Source organism: Streptomyces sp. NPDC127092 (assembly GCF_042722475.1).
In the GTDB taxonomy this organism is placed as follows: Bacteria; Actinomycetota; Actinomycetes; order Streptomycetales; family Streptomycetaceae; genus Streptomyces.
Genome location: NZ_JBHXFE010000075.1, coordinates 1 through 15,441 on the forward strand (window position 1 = coordinate 1; position 15,441 = coordinate 15,441).

General features: G+C 73.9%; 15 protein-coding genes and 2 pseudogenes. 13 read left to right on the forward strand and 4 right to left on the reverse strand.

Going from position 1 to position 15,441, the window contains the following annotated elements; genetic code table 11:
- From ACFWJO_RS36270 to ACFWJO_RS36295, 6 genes and pseudogenes are all read left to right on the forward strand, one after another.
- Positions 1–124: pseudogene (locus tag ACFWJO_RS36270) on the forward strand (4-hydroxy-3-methylbut-2-en-1-yl diphosphate synthase); the annotation flags it as partial.
- 51 nt (positions 125–175) lie between these two features.
- Positions 176–496 carry a ferredoxin gene (gene fdxA / locus ACFWJO_RS36275; protein ID WP_386872267.1) on the forward strand — a complete coding sequence of 107 codons (321 nt, stop codon included), beginning with the start codon at positions 176–178 and terminating at the stop codon, positions 494–496.
- Between the two features lie 227 nt (positions 497–723).
- Entirely contained in the window at positions 724–1,257 is a 534-nt protein-coding gene (locus ACFWJO_RS36280; RefSeq protein WP_386872269.1) for a DUF6643 family protein, read from the forward strand.
- Between the two features lie 36 nt (positions 1,258–1,293).
- A complete protein-coding gene (locus ACFWJO_RS36285; protein ID WP_386872271.1) occupies positions 1,294–2,127 on the forward strand; it encodes an MOSC domain-containing protein in 834 nt (277 codons plus the stop codon).
- 114 nt (positions 2,128–2,241) lie between these two features.
- A complete protein-coding gene (locus tag ACFWJO_RS36290; RefSeq protein ID WP_386872273.1) occupies positions 2,242–2,847 on the forward strand; it encodes a hypothetical protein in 606 nt (201 codons plus the stop codon).
- 105 nt (positions 2,848–2,952) lie between these two features.
- Positions 2,953–5,364 carry a right-handed parallel beta-helix repeat-containing protein gene (locus tag ACFWJO_RS36295; protein WP_386872275.1) on the forward strand — a complete coding sequence of 804 codons (2,412 nt, stop codon included), beginning with the start codon at positions 2,953–2,955 and terminating at the stop codon, positions 5,362–5,364.
- Here the strand turns inward: ACFWJO_RS36295 and ACFWJO_RS36300 are convergent.
- Positions 5,334–7,772: a hypothetical protein gene (locus ACFWJO_RS36300; protein WP_386872277.1), complete on the reverse strand. Its 2,439-nt coding sequence runs from the start codon at positions 7,770–7,772 to the stop codon at positions 5,334–5,336. The two genes, ACFWJO_RS36295 and ACFWJO_RS36300, sit on opposite strands and share 31 nt — an antisense overlap.
- Before the next feature lie 159 nt (positions 7,773–7,931).
- Between ACFWJO_RS36300 and ACFWJO_RS36305 the strand changes: the two genes are divergently transcribed.
- Genes ACFWJO_RS36305 through ACFWJO_RS36315 form a run of 3 tightly spaced genes read left to right on the forward strand, consistent with a single transcriptional unit; the run spans position 7,932 to position 9,826 of the window.
- Positions 7,932–8,837 carry a DeoR/GlpR family DNA-binding transcription regulator gene (locus ACFWJO_RS36305; RefSeq protein WP_386872279.1) on the forward strand — a complete coding sequence of 302 codons (906 nt, stop codon included), beginning with the start codon at positions 7,932–7,934 and terminating at the stop codon, positions 8,835–8,837.
- A complete protein-coding gene (locus ACFWJO_RS36310) occupies positions 8,834–9,271 on the forward strand; it encodes an SRPBCC family protein (RefSeq protein WP_386872280.1) in 438 nt (145 codons plus the stop codon). Before ACFWJO_RS36305 ends, ACFWJO_RS36310 begins: the two co-directional genes overlap by 4 nt.
- Positions 9,272–9,325: 54 nt before the next feature.
- Entirely contained in the window at positions 9,326–9,826 is a 501-nt protein-coding gene (locus ACFWJO_RS36315; protein ID WP_386872282.1) for an SRPBCC family protein, read from the forward strand.
- On the opposite strand, the gene ACFWJO_RS36320 is transcribed toward ACFWJO_RS36315, so the two are convergent.
- Positions 9,786–10,904, reverse strand: a complete 1,119-nt coding sequence (locus ACFWJO_RS36320; protein WP_386872284.1) for a PLP-dependent cysteine synthase family protein — start codon at positions 10,902–10,904, stop codon at positions 9,786–9,788. The two genes, ACFWJO_RS36315 and ACFWJO_RS36320, sit on opposite strands and share 41 nt — an antisense overlap.
- 228 nt (positions 10,905–11,132) lie before the next feature.
- Here ACFWJO_RS36320 and ACFWJO_RS36325 point away from each other — a divergent pair, with 228 nt between their 5' ends.
- Positions 11,133–11,411 (forward strand): hypothetical protein, encoded by a 279-nt coding sequence (locus ACFWJO_RS36325; RefSeq protein WP_386872286.1) that lies wholly within the window; start codon positions 11,133–11,135, stop codon positions 11,409–11,411.
- Positions 11,412–11,834: 423 nt separating this feature from the next.
- Positions 11,835–12,395, forward strand: coding sequence for an ATP-binding protein (locus ACFWJO_RS36330; RefSeq protein ID WP_386872288.1), 561 nt, complete (start codon positions 11,835–11,837; stop codon positions 12,393–12,395).
- 483 nt (positions 12,396–12,878) lie between these two features.
- Here ACFWJO_RS36330 and ACFWJO_RS36335 read toward each other — a convergent pair.
- A pseudogene (locus ACFWJO_RS36335) lies at positions 12,879–13,431 on the reverse strand (ABC transporter ATP-binding protein); the annotation flags it as partial.
- A gap of 55 nt (positions 13,432–13,486) precedes the next feature.
- Entirely contained in the window at positions 13,487–13,786 is a 300-nt protein-coding gene (locus ACFWJO_RS36340; protein WP_386872289.1) for an SHOCT domain-containing protein, read from the reverse strand.
- A gap of 171 nt (positions 13,787–13,957) precedes the next feature.
- Here ACFWJO_RS36340 and ACFWJO_RS36345 point away from each other — a divergent pair, with 171 nt between their 5' ends.
- Positions 13,958–14,554, forward strand: a complete 597-nt coding sequence (locus tag ACFWJO_RS36345; RefSeq protein WP_386872291.1) for a TetR/AcrR family transcriptional regulator — start codon at positions 13,958–13,960, stop codon at positions 14,552–14,554.
- A gap of 67 nt (positions 14,555–14,621) precedes the next feature.
- Complete coding sequence (locus ACFWJO_RS36350; protein ID WP_386872293.1) at positions 14,622–15,215, forward strand: DUF4865 family protein; 594 nt, start codon at positions 14,622–14,624, stop codon at positions 15,213–15,215.
- Positions 15,216–15,441 lie beyond the last annotated feature (226 nt).

Consider the following 15,441-nt stretch of genomic DNA (forward strand, 5'->3'; position numbering starts at 1 on the left):
CATCAAGACCGTCCCCGAATCCAAGATCGTCGAGACCCTCATCGACGAGGCCATGAAGATCGCCGAGCAGATGGAGAAGGACGGCGTCATGAGCGACGAGCCCACCGTCTCCGTCGCCGGCTGACCCCCACCCGCCATCGGGCCTTCTCTCCCAGTGATATGACGAGGAGTCACCATGACGTATGTCATCGCGCAGCCCTGCGTCGACGTGAAGGACAAGGCCTGCATCGACGAATGTCCGGTGGACTGCATTTACGAGGGCCGCAGGTCCCTGTACATCCACCCGGACGAATGCGTCGACTGCGGTGCCTGCGAGCCCGTCTGCCCCGTCGAGGCGATCTTCTACGAGGACGACGTCCCGGCGGAGTGGAAGGCCTACCGGACGGCGAACGCCGAGTTCTTCGACGAGCTCGGCTCGCCCGGCGGTGCCGCCGGTCAGGGACTCGTGGAGCGCGACCACCCCTTCGTCGCGAGCCGGCCCGTCCGGGTGTCGTGAGCGCCGGGCTCCGGTGACGAGCGGCGGTCCGGACGGGATCGGCCGGGCTGCCGCCGCATCGCAGTTACTTCCGGTAATCCCGCGATAGCCGCGAGTTCCGGGTATGCCTTTTGTTAACGGGGTCTTTAACGATGTTTTGGCAGGTCAGCTGGCCAAAAACAGCGTAAATCGGATGACCCGGAGTTGGGGGCTCCCCAACCAGCACATCGTGGGCTTAACTTATGGCCATGACCTCCCCGCGCTCCACCTACGGAGGCGGTTACTACACCGCGCCGTCGTTCCCCGACACCCCGATCTACGACTCCCTCGTCGCAGAACGGGGCACGCCTCAGATCGCCCCGATCCGAGTGCCCTCCGCGTACGACACCGGCAACGGCTACTCCGGAAGCAGCAGCTACCTGCCGGCGCTGCCCGCGGCCCTGCCCGCCCTCCCGGCGGCGCCCACCCCGCAGCCCGCCCCCGCCTACGGCGGCCAGGGCGGCTACGGCTATCCGCAGCCCGCGCCGCAGATGGCGCCCGCCGCCCACGCGCCGGCGACCCAGCTGATGGCCCCCGTGCCGCTGCAGCCCGCGCCCACCCCGTACATCCCGCAGCAGCCCGCCGCCTCGCGGGGCTACGGCTACCCGGGCCCGCAGGCGCCGCAGCAGCCGCGCCCGGCGGCCGGCGGGTACGAGGCGATGCGCCCGGCGGCCCCGCGACCCGCCGCGCCCGCGCCGTACGAGGACCCGTACAACCGCCCGTACCAGGGCCGCGGATACTGATTCCCGGAGCGGCGGGGCGACTGGCAGGATGAGGGCATGCCGATTCCTGTTGTGCGCTCCGTCCACGTCCACCCGGTCAAGGCACTGCGCGGGTTCTCCCCCGCGGAGGCGGAGGTCGAGCCATGGGGACTGGCCGGCGACCGCCGCTGGACCGTGGTGGACCCCGCGGGCAAGGTCGTCACCCAACGCCAGCACGCACGGCTGGCGTTGGCCTCGGCCGAACTGCTCCCGGACGGCGGCATCCGGCTGGCCGGGCCCGGCCGTGAGCCGCTGACGGTGGAGGTGCCGCGTGACTCCGCGGCGGGCGGGACGGTCACGGTGGACATCTTCGGCACCAAGGTCGAGGCCGTGCCCGCCGATCCCTCGGCGGACGCGTGGTTCCGCGGCTATCTGGGCGCCGAGGTGCGGCTCGTCCACATGGACGACCCGGCCCGGCGCCGGCCCGTCGACCCCGACTACGCGCTGCCCGGCGAGACCGTCAGCTTCGCCGACGGCTATCCGCTGCTCGTCACCACCACCTCCTCGCTGGACGCCCTCAACTCGCTGATCGCGCAGGGCGATCACGCCGACGAGGGCCCGCTGCCCATGAACCGCTTCCGGCCCAACGTCGTCGTCGACGGCACCGCGCCGTGGGCCGAGGACGGCTGGCGGCGGCTCTCCATCGGCGACGTCGTCTTCCGGGTCGCCAGGAACTGCGGCCGGTGCGTGGTCACCACCACCGACCAGGGGACCGGTGAGCGCGGCAAGGAGCCGCTGCGCACCCTGGCCCGGCACCGCAAGGACGGCAGCCGGCTGATCTTCGGCCAGAACCTGGTCCCCGAGCAGCGCGGGGTCATCCGGGTCGGCGACCCGGTCAAGATCCTCGACTGATTTCCCTCCCGACAGGCGCGGAACCCACCCCCGGGGCACACTCGTTGGAAGAGCGGCAAACGCCGGACGGCCCGGCCCGTTCCGGGCCGTCGACGAGACGAGGGGGTGCGGAGCGTGCGTGCAGCCACCGGGCTCTGGCGCTGGCGGCACAATCCCCTGCGCCGGACCACCGACCTGGTCGAGGCCTGGGTGGCCCTGACGGCCGCCCTGCTGCTGTGTCTCGCCGTGCCGGCGGCCGGCTGGGCCGCCGGGGTCTCCGCGAACACGTCGCTGCAGCGCTCGGTCCGCCTCCAGCACGAGGAGCGGGTCCCGACCGTCGCCCAGGTGGTGCGCGCCGCCACCGAGCGCAGCCCGGAGCGGAACGCCGAGCTGGGCGAGGAGCAGCGACTGCGGCCCGCCGTCGTGGCGAACTGGACGGCGCCCGACGGCACCCCGCGCACCGGCACGGTGACCACCGCGCGGGAGCACGCGCATCCCGGTGACGTCTTCCCGCTGTGGACCGACCGGTCGGGGCGGGCCGTGACCCCGCCGATGCACCCCGAGACCGCCCGCGCCCACGCCCTGATCGCGGGGCTCACCGTGGCCCTGCTCGCCGGCTTCCTGGTCGAGACCGCGCGTCGGCTCGTCGTACAACGCCTGGTGCGGCGGCGGTACGCGCGTCTGGACCGGGCGTGGGCCCAGGTCGGTCCGGACTGGGGGCGCATGGGCACGGGCAGCTGACCTGGGGGCGGAGAGGCGGGCGACCCGTCAACTCGACGGCGCCGCGCGCGCTACGGTGGGGCATCGGTTCAGCGACGGCGCACGAGGTGGGGGCAGAGCACACCCATGGCACAGGGCACGGTCCAGGTGACGCACACCGGCTCGTCGCGGTGGCGGCGCCGCACGGGCGAGTACCCCTCTCTCGCCGCCGCCCTGGAGGCCGCGGGCGACGGGGACGTCCTCACCGTGGCCCCCGGCACGTACCGGGAGAACCTGGTGGTCCACCGGGCCGTCACCCTGCGGGGCGGTGACGGCACCGTCGGCTCGGTGCGGATCGCGCCCGCCGACGGGGTGCCGCTGACCGTGCGGGCCTCGGCGACCCTCCAGGACCTGCACATCGAGGGGCAGGACGCCGCCGCCCCGGCGCTGCTGGTCGAGGACGGCACCCCGGAACTGCTCGACCTGCGGATCGTCACCCGCTCGGCGGCCGGTATCGAGGTGCGCGGCACGGCCCGGCCGACGGTCCGGCGGGCCACGGTCGACAACCCGGCGGGCGTCGGGATCGCCGTGCTCGACGGCGCGGGCGGGGTGTTCGAGGAGTGCGAGGTCGTCTCCGCCGGCCAGTCCGGCGTCTCCGTGCGCGGCGGCGCGCAGCCGCGCCTCGAACGGTGCCGGGTGCACCACGCCTCGGGCGCCGGGATCACCGTCACCGGCGAGGGCAGCGCGCTGGAGGGCATCGGCTGCGAGGTGTACGAGACCAAGGGCGCCGGGCTGCAGATCGCCTCCCGGGCCACCGCGCACCTCAGCGACTCCTCGGTGCACCGGACCTCCGCCGACGGCATCACCCTGGACACGGACGCGGTGCTCACCCTGTCCGACTGCGACATCCACGACGTACCCGAGAACGCCGTGGACCTGCGCTCCCGCTCGGTGCTCACGCTGACCCGTTCGACGGTGCGGCGCTTCGGGCGCAACGGTCTGTCCGTGTGGGACCCGGGCACGCGGGTGGACGCGAACCGGTGCGAGATCCACGACAGCACGGGGGACTACCCGGCGGTCTGGGTGAGCGACGGCGCGACGGCCGTCCTGGACGCGTGCCGGGTGCACGACGTGCCCGACGCGCTGTTCGTGCTCGACCGCGGCTCGCGGGCCGACGTCGTCGACAGCGACCTGTCGCAGGTACGGAACACGGCCGTGTCGGTGAGCGACGGGGCCACCGCCCAGCTGGACGACTGCCGGATCCGGGAGGCGTCCACGGGCGCCTGGTTCCGGGACCACGGCAGCGGCGGCACGCTGGGCGGCTGCACGATCGACGCCGTGCAGACGGGCGTCATCGTTACCAAGGGCGCCGACCCGACGATCGAGCGGTGCACGGTCACCTCGCCCGCCGAGGCCGGCTTCTACGTGTCGGCGGAGGGCCGCGGTTCCTTCCTCGGCTGCCGGGTGACCGGCAGCGGCGGGTACGGCTTCCACGTGATGGACGGCTGCCGGACCACGCTGCGCACCTGCCGTACGGAGCGGTGCGCGCGCGGCGGTTACGAGTTCCCCGAGGACGGGCCGGTCGTCGAGGACTGCACCAGCGACGAGAGCCAGCTGCGCACCCACCCGGTGCCCGAGGCCGGCGGTGTCCTGACGGCGACCCGGTCGGGCGGGCTGCTCGACACGGTCCCCGCGCCCCGCTCCCCCGCCGTGTCGCCCGGTCCGGTGGCGCCGGCTCCGGCCGCCGCGCGCTCCTCGCAGGAGGTGCTCGGCGAACTGGACGCGCTGGTGGGCCTGGAGAGCGTCAAGCACGAGGTGCGGACGCTCACCAACATGATCGAGGTGGGCCGGCGCCGCCAGGAGGCCGGGCTGAAGGCGGTGTCCGCCCGTCGGCACCTGGTCTTCACCGGCAACCCGGGTACGGGCAAGACGACGGTGGCCCGGCTGTACGGCGAGGTGCTGGCCTCCCTCGGGGTGCTGGAGCGCGGGCACCTGGTCGAGGTCTCCCGGGTGGACCTGGTGGGCGAGCACATCGGCTCGACGGCCATCCGTACGCAGGAGGCCTTCGACCGGGCGCGCGGCGGGGTGCTGTTCGTGGACGAGGCGTACGCTCTGGCTCCCGAGGACTCGGGCCGGGACTTCGGCCGCGAGGCGATCGACACCCTGGTGAAGCTGATGGAGGACCACCGGGACGCGGTGGTGGTGATCGCGGCCGGGTACACGGCGGAGATGGAGCGCTTCCTGACCGTCAACCCGGGTGTGGCGTCCCGCTTCTCACGGACCATCAGCTTCTCGGACTACGAGCCGGAGGAGCTGCTGCGGATCGTCGAGCAGCAGGCGGAGGAGCACGAGTACCGGCTCGCGGAGGGCAGCGGCGAGGCGCTGGTGAAGTACTTCGCCGGGCTGCCGAAGGGCCCCACGTTCGGCAACGGCCGTACCGCGCGGCAGACGTTCGAGGCGATGGTGGAGCGGCACGCGGGCCGGGTCGCCGCGCTCGCGGAGCCGAGCACGGACGACCTGACCCTGCTCTATCCGGAGGACCTTCCCGAACTCTCCTGAGGGACCACGGTGTCGTCGCGCTGCCGTGGCAGTGCGGGCGGCAGCAGGTCGAGCAGCGCGGCGCGTGCTTCGTCGAAGGCCGGATCGGCCTGGTAGTCGGAGTGCCCCAGGATCGGTTCGGGCAACGGGTGTTCGCGGGTGCGGCCGTACGCGACGGGGTCGAGCAGCTCGGCCCGGTCGACGGCCGGGCGGCCGTCCTGGGCGGGGACGCGGACGGGGCCGCCGATCGGGTCGGTGGCCCGGTACAGGTTGCTCCAGCAGTGCACGGTGCGGTGGAGGCCGCGCAGCGACTCGGGGCCGAAGTAGGCCGGGAACCAGCGCCCGTAGAGCCGTTCGAGCGGCGAGCCGTAGGTGAGCAGCGCGACCCGGCCGCGGGTGGCGGGCGGTAGCTGCCAGACCGCGGCGGCGGCGAGCACGCTGCCCTGGGAGTGGCCGGAGATGACGAGCCGGCCGCCGGTCCGCCGGGTCCAGGAGCTCATCCGCCAGGTGAGGTCGGGTACGGCGCGTTCGGCGTAGCAGGGCGGGGCGAAGGGATGGGCGGCGCGCGGCCAGAACGTGCCGACGTCCCACAGGATGCCGATGGTGCGGCGCGCGGAGGCGTCCTTGTAGGCGCGGCGGCCCCAGGTGACGAAGAGGAGGGCGCCGAAGCCGATCATCCAGGAGCCGAGCGCCTGGGCGGCGGTGGCGGCCGAGGCGATCGCCGGGTGGGCGCCGTCGAAGGCCCGGCCCGGGACGTTCCCGCTGGCCCAGGCGCCGGCGACCGAGGCCGCGCCGAGGAGCAGGGTGGCGCCGGAGACGACGCCTATGAGGAGGGGCGCGGAGTCGGTGAGCCCGGCGCGGGCGCGGCTCGCCGCGATCTGGTCGGTGCGCAGCCGGTCGGGGTCGGCGGCTCCGTAGTCGGCGTCGACGGCCGTGCGCAGCCTGCGGGCGGCGAGGACGGTGCGGGCGGCGAGCAGCGCGGCGGGCACGACGAGCAGCAGGAGCAGGACGGGGATCACGGAGGCCTGCCAGCTGAGCAGGACGGGCGGTCCGGTGATGAGGCCGTCGCCGGTGCCCGGTGTGCCGGGGCCGTCGAGCCAGTCGGCGACCCGCTGGGCGACTCCGCCGGACATCACGCCGCCGAGGGCGCAGGCCAGCATGGCGGTGGCGGGGCCGCCCAGGCCGTACAAGGCGGTGCGGGGATCGCGGCGGGGACGGTGGAGGAGCAGGGCGACGGTGCCGAGGGCGACCACCAGTCCGCCCTGGGCGAGCGTGAGGACGCCGAAGACGGTGTTGCCGGGCAGGGTGCCGGCGGAGACCCAGCCGGGGCGGGACCAGGCGGTGTGCGCGGCGGTGAGCGCGAGGACCAGCAGGGCGGTGGCGGGCAGCCAGGAGACGAGGGTGCGTTCGATCCGCAGGTCGAGCCGGTTCTCGCTGCGGCCGCGGCGGCAGACCACCCACAGCACCAGGGCGGCGAGCACGCCGACGGCGCCCTGGAGGAGCCAGCCGAGGAGTTCCCGCGCGCCGCCGGCCCCGGCCCGGTGGTCCTGCCCTGCGGCGGCCGCGGCGAGGGCGGCGGCGACGGTGAGGAAGCCGGCGGCGGTGTGGGCGGCGCGCAGCCGGGCGACGAGCCGGCGGCCGTACCAGAAGCCGGGCCGGCCGAGGGCGGGCCGCAGTTCGACGGGAGTGGCGGCGGTGGGGCTGGTGGCGTCGGCCGCCTCGGTGTCGGAGCCGGCGGGCTCCCGCGCTCCGGGGGCCGGGTCGGCGGGTGTGTCGGGGTCGGCGCCGGTGTCGTAGCCGGTGGGCGGGCGCTGGGCCTCGTAGGCGCTCCAGGTCCGGTTGGAGAGGTACCAGAGCAGGCCGACGAGCGCCGTGGGGACGAGCGCGGCGAGCGCGAGGCGGCGGCCGGGCTGCGACCACCAGCCGCCGCGCTCGGCGGAGAGGAAGCCGAGCCAGGAACGCTGTCCGGCGCAGGCGCCGGAGCCCGCGCACTGCCAGGCCGTGAGGTCGAGGGCGACCTCGCAGGCCGCGGCGGTGAGGAGCACGGTGAGGGTGAGCGCGACGAGCCGGACCAGGACGCCGTAGAGGCGGACGAGCCGGGCGCGGCCCTCGGTGGGCGGGCGCATCCAGTGGGCGAGGTTGGCGACCATGAACGGCAGGAGCAGCAGCCACAGGGCGCGGGCGCCGTTCCCGGAGGTCAGGTTGGACCAGCAGTACGCCTCCGGGACCGGCCGGTCCGCGTACCGCTCGGGGTGGTCCTCGGCGTCGACGTCGTCCCTGCGGCGGTGCATCGCCGCGGTCCGGTCACCGGTGACCCGCACCGTGCGCGGGTCGTCCAGCATGTCGGCCGCGGTGGCTCCGCCCACGCCGTGGACGAGCAGTTCGAGCGCCGCACCCCCGCTCTGCGGGTCGGGGTGGGCAGGGGACACTTCGGGGACTCGCTTCCTGAGTGGGAGGATCGAGGTGGGAGGATTCGACGGCAGGCACCAGGATCGCGGAAGGCGGCGCCCGACGGGACCGCTCTCACCGAATCCGACGCCCCTTTACCCGATTTCCTGGATTCCCCTCGGAAAGGACCGGCACCGGCGGTGAGTGACAATCAGAACCTCCTCGCGGAGCAGCGGCGCGCCCTGATTCTCGACGAGGTGCGCCGTCGCGGAGGCGTACGGGTCAACGAGCTGACCCGCCGTCTCAACGTCTCCGACATGACGGTCCGCCGGGACCTGGACGCGCTGGCCCGGCAGGGCATGGTGGCCAAGGTGCACGGCGGCGCCGTGCCGGTGGTCGAGGCGAGCACGCACGAGCCGGGCTTCGAGGCGAAGTCGGCGCTCGAACTGGGCGCCAAGGAGGAGATCGCCCGGGCCGCGGCGCGAATGGTGCGCCCGGGGACGGCCATCGCGTTGTCGGGCGGTACGACGACGTACGCGCTGGCGCGGCACCTGCTGGACGTGCCGGACCTGACGGTGGTGACGAACTCGGTGCGGGTCGCGGACGTGTTCCACGAGGCGCAGCCGGCGGGTTCCGGCGCGGAGCCGCGGCCCGGGGCGGCGACGGTGGTGCTGACGGGCGGGGTGCGGACGCCGTCGGACGCGCTGGTGGGTCCGGTGGCGGACCAGGCGATCCGTTCGCTCCACTTCGACGCGCTGTTCCTCGGGGTGCACGGCATCTCGGTGGAGGCCGGTCTGTCGACGCCCAACCTGGCGGAGGCGGAGACCAACCGGCGTCTGGTCCGCTCGGCGCGTCGGGTGGTGGTGGTCGCGGACCACACCAAGTGGGGGACGGTGGGCCTGAGTTCCTTCGCGACGCTGGACGAGGTGGACACGCTGGTGACGGACCGGGGCGTGTCGGAGCGGGTGCGCGAGGAGATGGCGGAGCATCTGCCGGGTCTGGTGGTGGCGGGCGAGGAGGACGCGGACGCCGTGGCCACGGCGGACGAGGAGCCCGGGGACCCGGAGGCGGCGGGCTCGGTGGGCTCGGCGGGCTCGGCGGAGTGAGCCGGTTCCGGATCGAACGGGTCACGGCGCTGCCGCCCGCCGAGGCGTGGCGGCGGCTGACGGACTGGCCGGCGCACGGCGAGCTGGTCCCGTTGACCCGTACGAGGGTCCTGACGCCGGGCCCGGACCGGGTGGGCACCCGTTTCACGGCGCGCACGGGCGTCGGCCGGTTCGGTTTCGACGACCCGATGGAGGTGGTGCGCCTCGATCCGCCCGCGCCGGGGCGTACGGGTGTGTGCCGGCTGGTGAAGCGGGGCCGGGTGGTGCGCGGCCGGGCCTCGTTCGAGGTGTCCGGGACGGCCTCGGGCGGCAGCCTCGTGGTGTGGGTCGAGGAGCTGCGGGTGTGGGGCGTGCCGGCCGTGCTCGACCCGGTGCTCGCGGCGGCGGGACGGCTCGTGTTCGGACGTGCGCTCGACGGACTGCTGCGCGACTGACGGCTTGTCAGCTACGGTGGTGGGCCCACGACCCGTCCGACGGGAGGAACGGCCATGCCACGCCGACTCCGGCCGGTGGAGCTCGACTTCACCGAGTCAGCACCTCTTCGCCTGGTGTTCACCGCCGAGTTGACCGCTCCGCCCGCCGCGGTCTACCGCTCCCTCGCGGTGGAACTGGGCAGCACTCCCGCGTGGTTCACCGCGGTCACGGCCGCGACGCCGACCGACGGCGGCGCCGGGAGGACGGTCCGGCTGCGCGGCGGGATCGAGTTCCGCGAGACGATCCTGGCGAGCGACCCGGCCGTCCGCTACGCGTACCGGGTCGACGAGACCAACGCGCCGGGCGTCACCGCCCTCCTGGAGGAGTGGGCCCTCTCCCCCGCCGCGGACGGCACCCGGGTCCGCTGGACCATGGCGCTCGACGGCAACGGGGCCTGCAGGACGGTCATGCGGCTGGCCCGGCCGGGCGTCGGCAGGTCGTTCCGCGACGCGATGCGCAGCCTGGACCGGCGGCTCACTCCGGCCAGGCTCCCGTCGCCAGGAACTGCTCGATAGCCGCGCTGTACGGCGTGATGTCGAGGCCCTGCCCGGCCAGCCACTCGTCCGAGTAGTACTTGTCGAGGTAGCGCTCGCCCGGGTCGCAGATGAGGGTGACGACGCTGCCGGTGCGCCCGTCGGCGACCATCTCGGCGACGATCTTCAGCGCGCTCCACAGGCCGGTGCCGGTGGAGCCGCCCGCCTTGCGTCCGATCGCGGTCTCCAGAGCGCGCACGGCAGCCACGCTCGCCGCGTCGGGCACCTTCATCATGCGGTCGACGGCGCCGGGCACGAAGCTCGGCTCCATGCGGGGCCGGCCGATGCCCTCGATGCGCGAGCCGCAGTCGGCGGTGGCGTCCGGGTCCTCGTGCACCCAGCCGTCGAAGAAGCAGGAGTTCTCGGGGTCGGCGACGCAGATGCGGGTGTCGTACTGCATGTAGTGCACGTAGCGGGCGATGGTCGCCGAGGTGCCGCCGGTGCCGGCCGTGGCGACGATCCACGCGGGCTCGGGGTAGCGCTCCAGCTTCAGCTGCTGGTACATCGACTCGGCGATGTTGTTGTTGCCGCGCCAGTCGGTGGCCCGCTCGGCGTAGGTGAACTGGTCCATGTAGTGGCCGCCGGTGCGCGCGGCGAGGGCGGCGGCTTCCTCGTACATCGTCCGCGAGTCGTCGACGAAGTGGCACTGCCCGCCGTGGAACTCGATGAGCCGGCACTTCTCGGGGCTGGTGGTGCGGGGCATGACGGCGATGAAGGGGACGCCGATCAGCTTGGCGAAGTACGCCTCGGACACGGCGGTCGAGCCGCTGGAGGCCTCGATGACGGGCGCGCCGGGCCGGATCCAGCCGTTGCACAGGCCGTAGAGGAACAGGGAGCGGGCGAGCCGGTGCTTGAGGCTGCCGGTGGGGTGGGTCGACTCGTCCTTGAGGTACAGGTCGATGCCCCAGCTCTCGGGCAGCGGGAAGCGCAGCAGATGGGTGTCGGCCGAGCGGTTGGCGTCGGCGTGGACCTTGCGGACGGCTTCCTTGAGCCAGGAGCGGTACGCGGCGTCGCTGCGGTCGACGTCGACGGTGGCCATCGGGCTTGCGGTGCTGGTCATGCGTGCGTGCCTCTTCTCGTGCTGCCCCGGGGATTGCCCACGGGCTTGCCCAGGCATTGCCCAGGGGGTTGCCCACCACCCGACAATACCGCTCTCACCTGGGCAAACGTTCCCTTTGAGGCTCCATAGGAGTGCCTTGCAGACGCCGACGCCGAGGGCGTTCTGGTGCCGGTGGCCGCGGCCCGGCACACTGGGGGCAGGCATTCTGCGCGAAGGGGGCGGAGCACCATGTCGGAGCCCGAGTTCACTGCCACGGGGGTACGCATCGACCGCTGGCCCCGTTCACTGACCCGTGCGGGCGAGGTCCGCATCGAGGACGGACGGCTGTCGCTCCTGACGAGTTACGGCAGCGAGATCGACAGCGCGCCGCTGGGCAAGGTCCGGGCGGGCCGGCCCTGGTTCGCCAAGCCCGACGAGGCGGTGGCGACGGTGAACGGCACGCGCTACCGGATCTCGGGCTCCGGGCGCCTGCTCGAAGCCCTGAAGAAGGCCACGACGAACTCCTGACCGGACCACCACACACGCCCGGCCCGGGCCGGGCAGGAGTACCCGGCCCGAACCGCCACACGTGTCCGGCCTGAACCGCCACACGTGTCCGGCCTGAGCCACCGAACGTGCACGGCCCGGGCCACCGAACGCGTACGGCCTAGGCCACCGAACGTGTACAGCCCGAGCGACCGAACGTGTACGGCCGGAGCCGCCAGACACATCCGGCCGGGGCCGCGAGACGCCCGCGCTCCGCGCGCGACACGGCCCTGACCTGCACGTTGTCGCCGCAAGTTGCGACACGGTCACCACTGGTTCACCCTGGAACCACCTCACCGAGGGTTTACCGGCGGTGACGCTGCGAACCAGCCACCGTCCTGCTACACCGCATGACAGATCCGAACCTCCGTCTTCTTCCGGACCTCACTTCGGGGAGTCGCAGCCGTGATCAGCGAGCCCAGCAGGTACTGCACGGTGGAGCTCCAAGCCCTGCCGTCGCGGATCGGTCAGGTCCGCAGAATCGTTTCGGCGCACTTGCGCCACTGGCAGCTCGACGCCTTGATCGACCATGCCACGCTCGGTGTCACCGAGCTCCTGACCAATGTCCACCGGCACGCCCAGCCGGACAAGACGTGCACCGTCGAGGTCGAGCTGCTGCTCGACCGGCTCACCGTCTCCGTCCGCGACAACGATCCGCGGATACCGGACGTCGCCGACCCCTGCGCCACGAGCGACGAGTTCGCGACCTCCGGCCGCGGCCTCGCCATCATCGCGGCGATGAGCGAGAGCTGGGGCGCCCGCCCGCACGGCGACTCCGGCAAGGTCGTCTGGTTCACCCTCCAGGCACCCGCCCCTGCCGTCGTCCCGCCCCTGCGCGACCGTGTCGTCCACGGCGCCACGACCGTCGGCCCGTTCGCCGACCTCCCGTTGGAGCCGGTCCCGTTCGGCCTGCCGAACGAGCCGATGCGCACACCGGCGGCGGCACGCCCGGCCCTGACGCACTAGAGCCTGTCTGACGGACCAAGGCCAGACAGGCGCTAGGTCACGCTCACTGACGCGCCCACGGACCGGCGCGCACACCTCGTACGGGCGACACCGGCGGCGTCGCCCGTACGAGGTGTTCCCTCTCTCCGTCGCGATCGCCCGCAGCACGTCCAGGCGGGCCGCCCTGCGCGCCGGGCGCCAGGCGGCGACGGCGCCCACGGCGAGACCGGCCAGGGCGACGGCCGCGAGCCGCACGGGCGGCAGCGCGAAGCCGAACGCGCTGTCCGACGCGCCGTCGGACGCCCGTACCAGGACCCAGCCGAGCGATCCGTTCGGCGAGGGCGGTGTCGACGGGGTCGCGGGTGCCCTGGGCCTCGCCCGCGGCGGTGACCACGTTCGTGCTGCGGACGACGGCGTCGGTGCCGCTGTTGGCGTTGCCGAAGAGGGTGTCGAAGTTGCCCGCAGGGTGTCGCCCCTGACGAGGGCGCCGGCGAGGAAGGCGACGCCGAGCAGGCGCAGCACCTCCTCGCCGGAGCGGGAGTCGAGGTTGCCGGTGGGTTCGTCGGCGAAGACGACGTCCGGGGTGCCGGCGAAGGCGCGGGCGACGGCGACCCGCTGCTGATGCCCGCCGGAGAGCCGGCTCGGCCGGTGGTGGAGCCGGTCGCGCAGCCCGACGGCGTCGATCAGCGCGTCGAGCCCGGCCGGATCGGGGGTGACGCCCGCGAGGTCCAGGGGCAGGGTGATGTTCTCCGCGACGGTGAGGGTCGGCAGCAGGTTGAAGGCCTGGAAGACGAAGCCGATGCGCTCGCGCCGGAGCAGCGTGAGCCGGCGGTCGTCGAGGGCGGACAGATCGGCGTCGCCGACGAGGGCGGAGCCCGAGGTGAGGGTGTCGAGCCGGCGGCGCATGGGGTCTCCCCAGCGGAGCGAGGGGAAGCATGAGGGTGGACTTGCCGGAGCCTGAGGGGCCCATAATCGCGGTGAAGCGGCCGGCCGGGAAGTCGATGCTCACCCCGTCCAGGGCCCTTACCTCGGTGTCGCCGGCGCCGTGGACCTTCACGGCGTCGACGACCCGGGCGGCGGCGCGGCGGCGGCGGCCGGGAGGGCGGTCGTGGTCATGCCCGCCGCCCCTTGTCCCCGCCGAGCCGGCCGAACTGCTCCTCCAGGACGGTCAGCCGGCGCCAGTACTCGTCCTCGTCGATCTCGCCCGCCGCGAAGCGGTGGCCGAGCAGCGCGATCGGCGAGCGATCGTCGACGCCGGAGGACGGGCCGGGGCCGCCGAGGAAGCCGGGGCCGTGGTGGCGGCGCCGGCCGGAGCGGCGCAGGACGGTGACCACGGTGACGATCACGGCCGCCCAGACGAGCGGGAAGAAGAGGACCCAGGGACCTGGGCCCGCGTGGGCGAGGGTGTTCATCGTCGTTCAGCTCCTCGTGCGTGCATGGGCTTCGGTGATGCTTCGAGACTCGCTCGGCGGGGGCCTCCGGGTCGTCGTACGGCCAGCGGCTTCGCGCGTACGACCACGGGAGTAGGAGGGGCCGGGCGACTGCTCTTGGATTCTGTACCTACTGGTATGTACAGTGACGGCATGAGTACGCGTACGAGCGCGGGCGGAGCCACGAGCACGTCCGAGCGCCTGGTCGAGGCCACGCGCGAGCTGCTGTGGGAGCGCGGCTACGTCGGCACCAGCCCCAAGGCCATCCAGCAGGCGGCCGGGGCGGGCCAGGGCAGCATGTACCACCACTTCGCCGGCAAGCCCGATCTAGCCCTCGCCGCCATCCGGCGCACGGCGGACGAGATGCGCGCGGGCGCCGAGCGGGTGCTCGGCGGGCAGGGGACGGCGTACGCCCGGATCGAGGCGTATCTGCTGCGCGAGCGCGACGTGCTGCGCGGCTGCCCGGTGGGGCGGCTGACGATGGATCCCGACGTGATCGCGAGCGACGAGCTGCGCGCACCGGTGGACGAGACGCTGGACTGGCTGCGCGGCAGACTCGCCGGAATCGCCCAGGAGGGCCTGGACGCAGGGGAGTTCGACCGTCCGCTGAGCGCCGAGGAGATCGCGTCGACGGTCGTCGCGACCGTCCAGGGCGGCTACGTCCTCGCCCGCGCCTCCGGCTCCGCCGCCGCCTTCGACACCGCCGTACGCGGACTGCTCGCGCTGCTCGCCCCCCGTACCCGCAGCTGACCGACCGTACCCACAGCTGACCGACCCGTACCCGCAGCCGACCGACGCCGAGCCGAGGAGCCGAACCGTGCACGCCATGCAGTACGACATCACGCTGCCCGCCGACTACGACATGGAGATCATCCGCAAGCGGGTCGCGACCCGGGGCCACCTCCTGGACGACTTCCCCGGGCTCGGCCTGAAGGCGTACCTGATGCGCGAGCGGGAGGACGGCTCGCCGGTCAACCAGTACGCGCCGTACTACCTCTGGGCCCGCGCGGCCGGGATGAACGACTTCCTGTGGGGCCCCGGCTTCCAGGGCATCGTGAACGACTTCGGCCGGCCGGTGGTCCAGCACTGGACGGTGCTCGCGTACGACGAGGGCCCGGCGGCCGCGGCACCGCCGCGCGGCGCGACCCGGCAGCGCCGTCAACTCCCCGACGGCGTCCCGCCCACCGAGGCCGTCACCGCGGAACTCGCCCGCCACGCGCGGGAGTCGGCGGACGAGGGCGTGGTGGCGCGGGCGCTCGCCGTCGACCCGCGCCACTGGGAACTGCTGACCTTCACGCTGTGGGCCGACGCGGCCCCGGCAGCGGCACCGGACGAGCCGGGCGACCGCTTCCAGGTGCTGCACCTGTCGGCGCCGGGCCGGCGGGACCTGCCGCACGGCCGGCTGTGGTGAGGCGGCTCGTCGACTGAACCGGCCGGCCGGATGAACCGGCTGGCTGGATGCTGGATGAACCGACTGGTCGGTTGCGCGCGGGCCGGCTGGGCCCGGCTGGTCGCGCGGCGCCGGCTTGTCACGCGGCGCGGCTCGCCGACGGCGCCCGGCGGGTCGACGGCGCGCGGCCGGTCGACGGCGCGCGGCCGGTCGACGGCGCGCGGCTTGTCGCCCGGCTGACCGACGG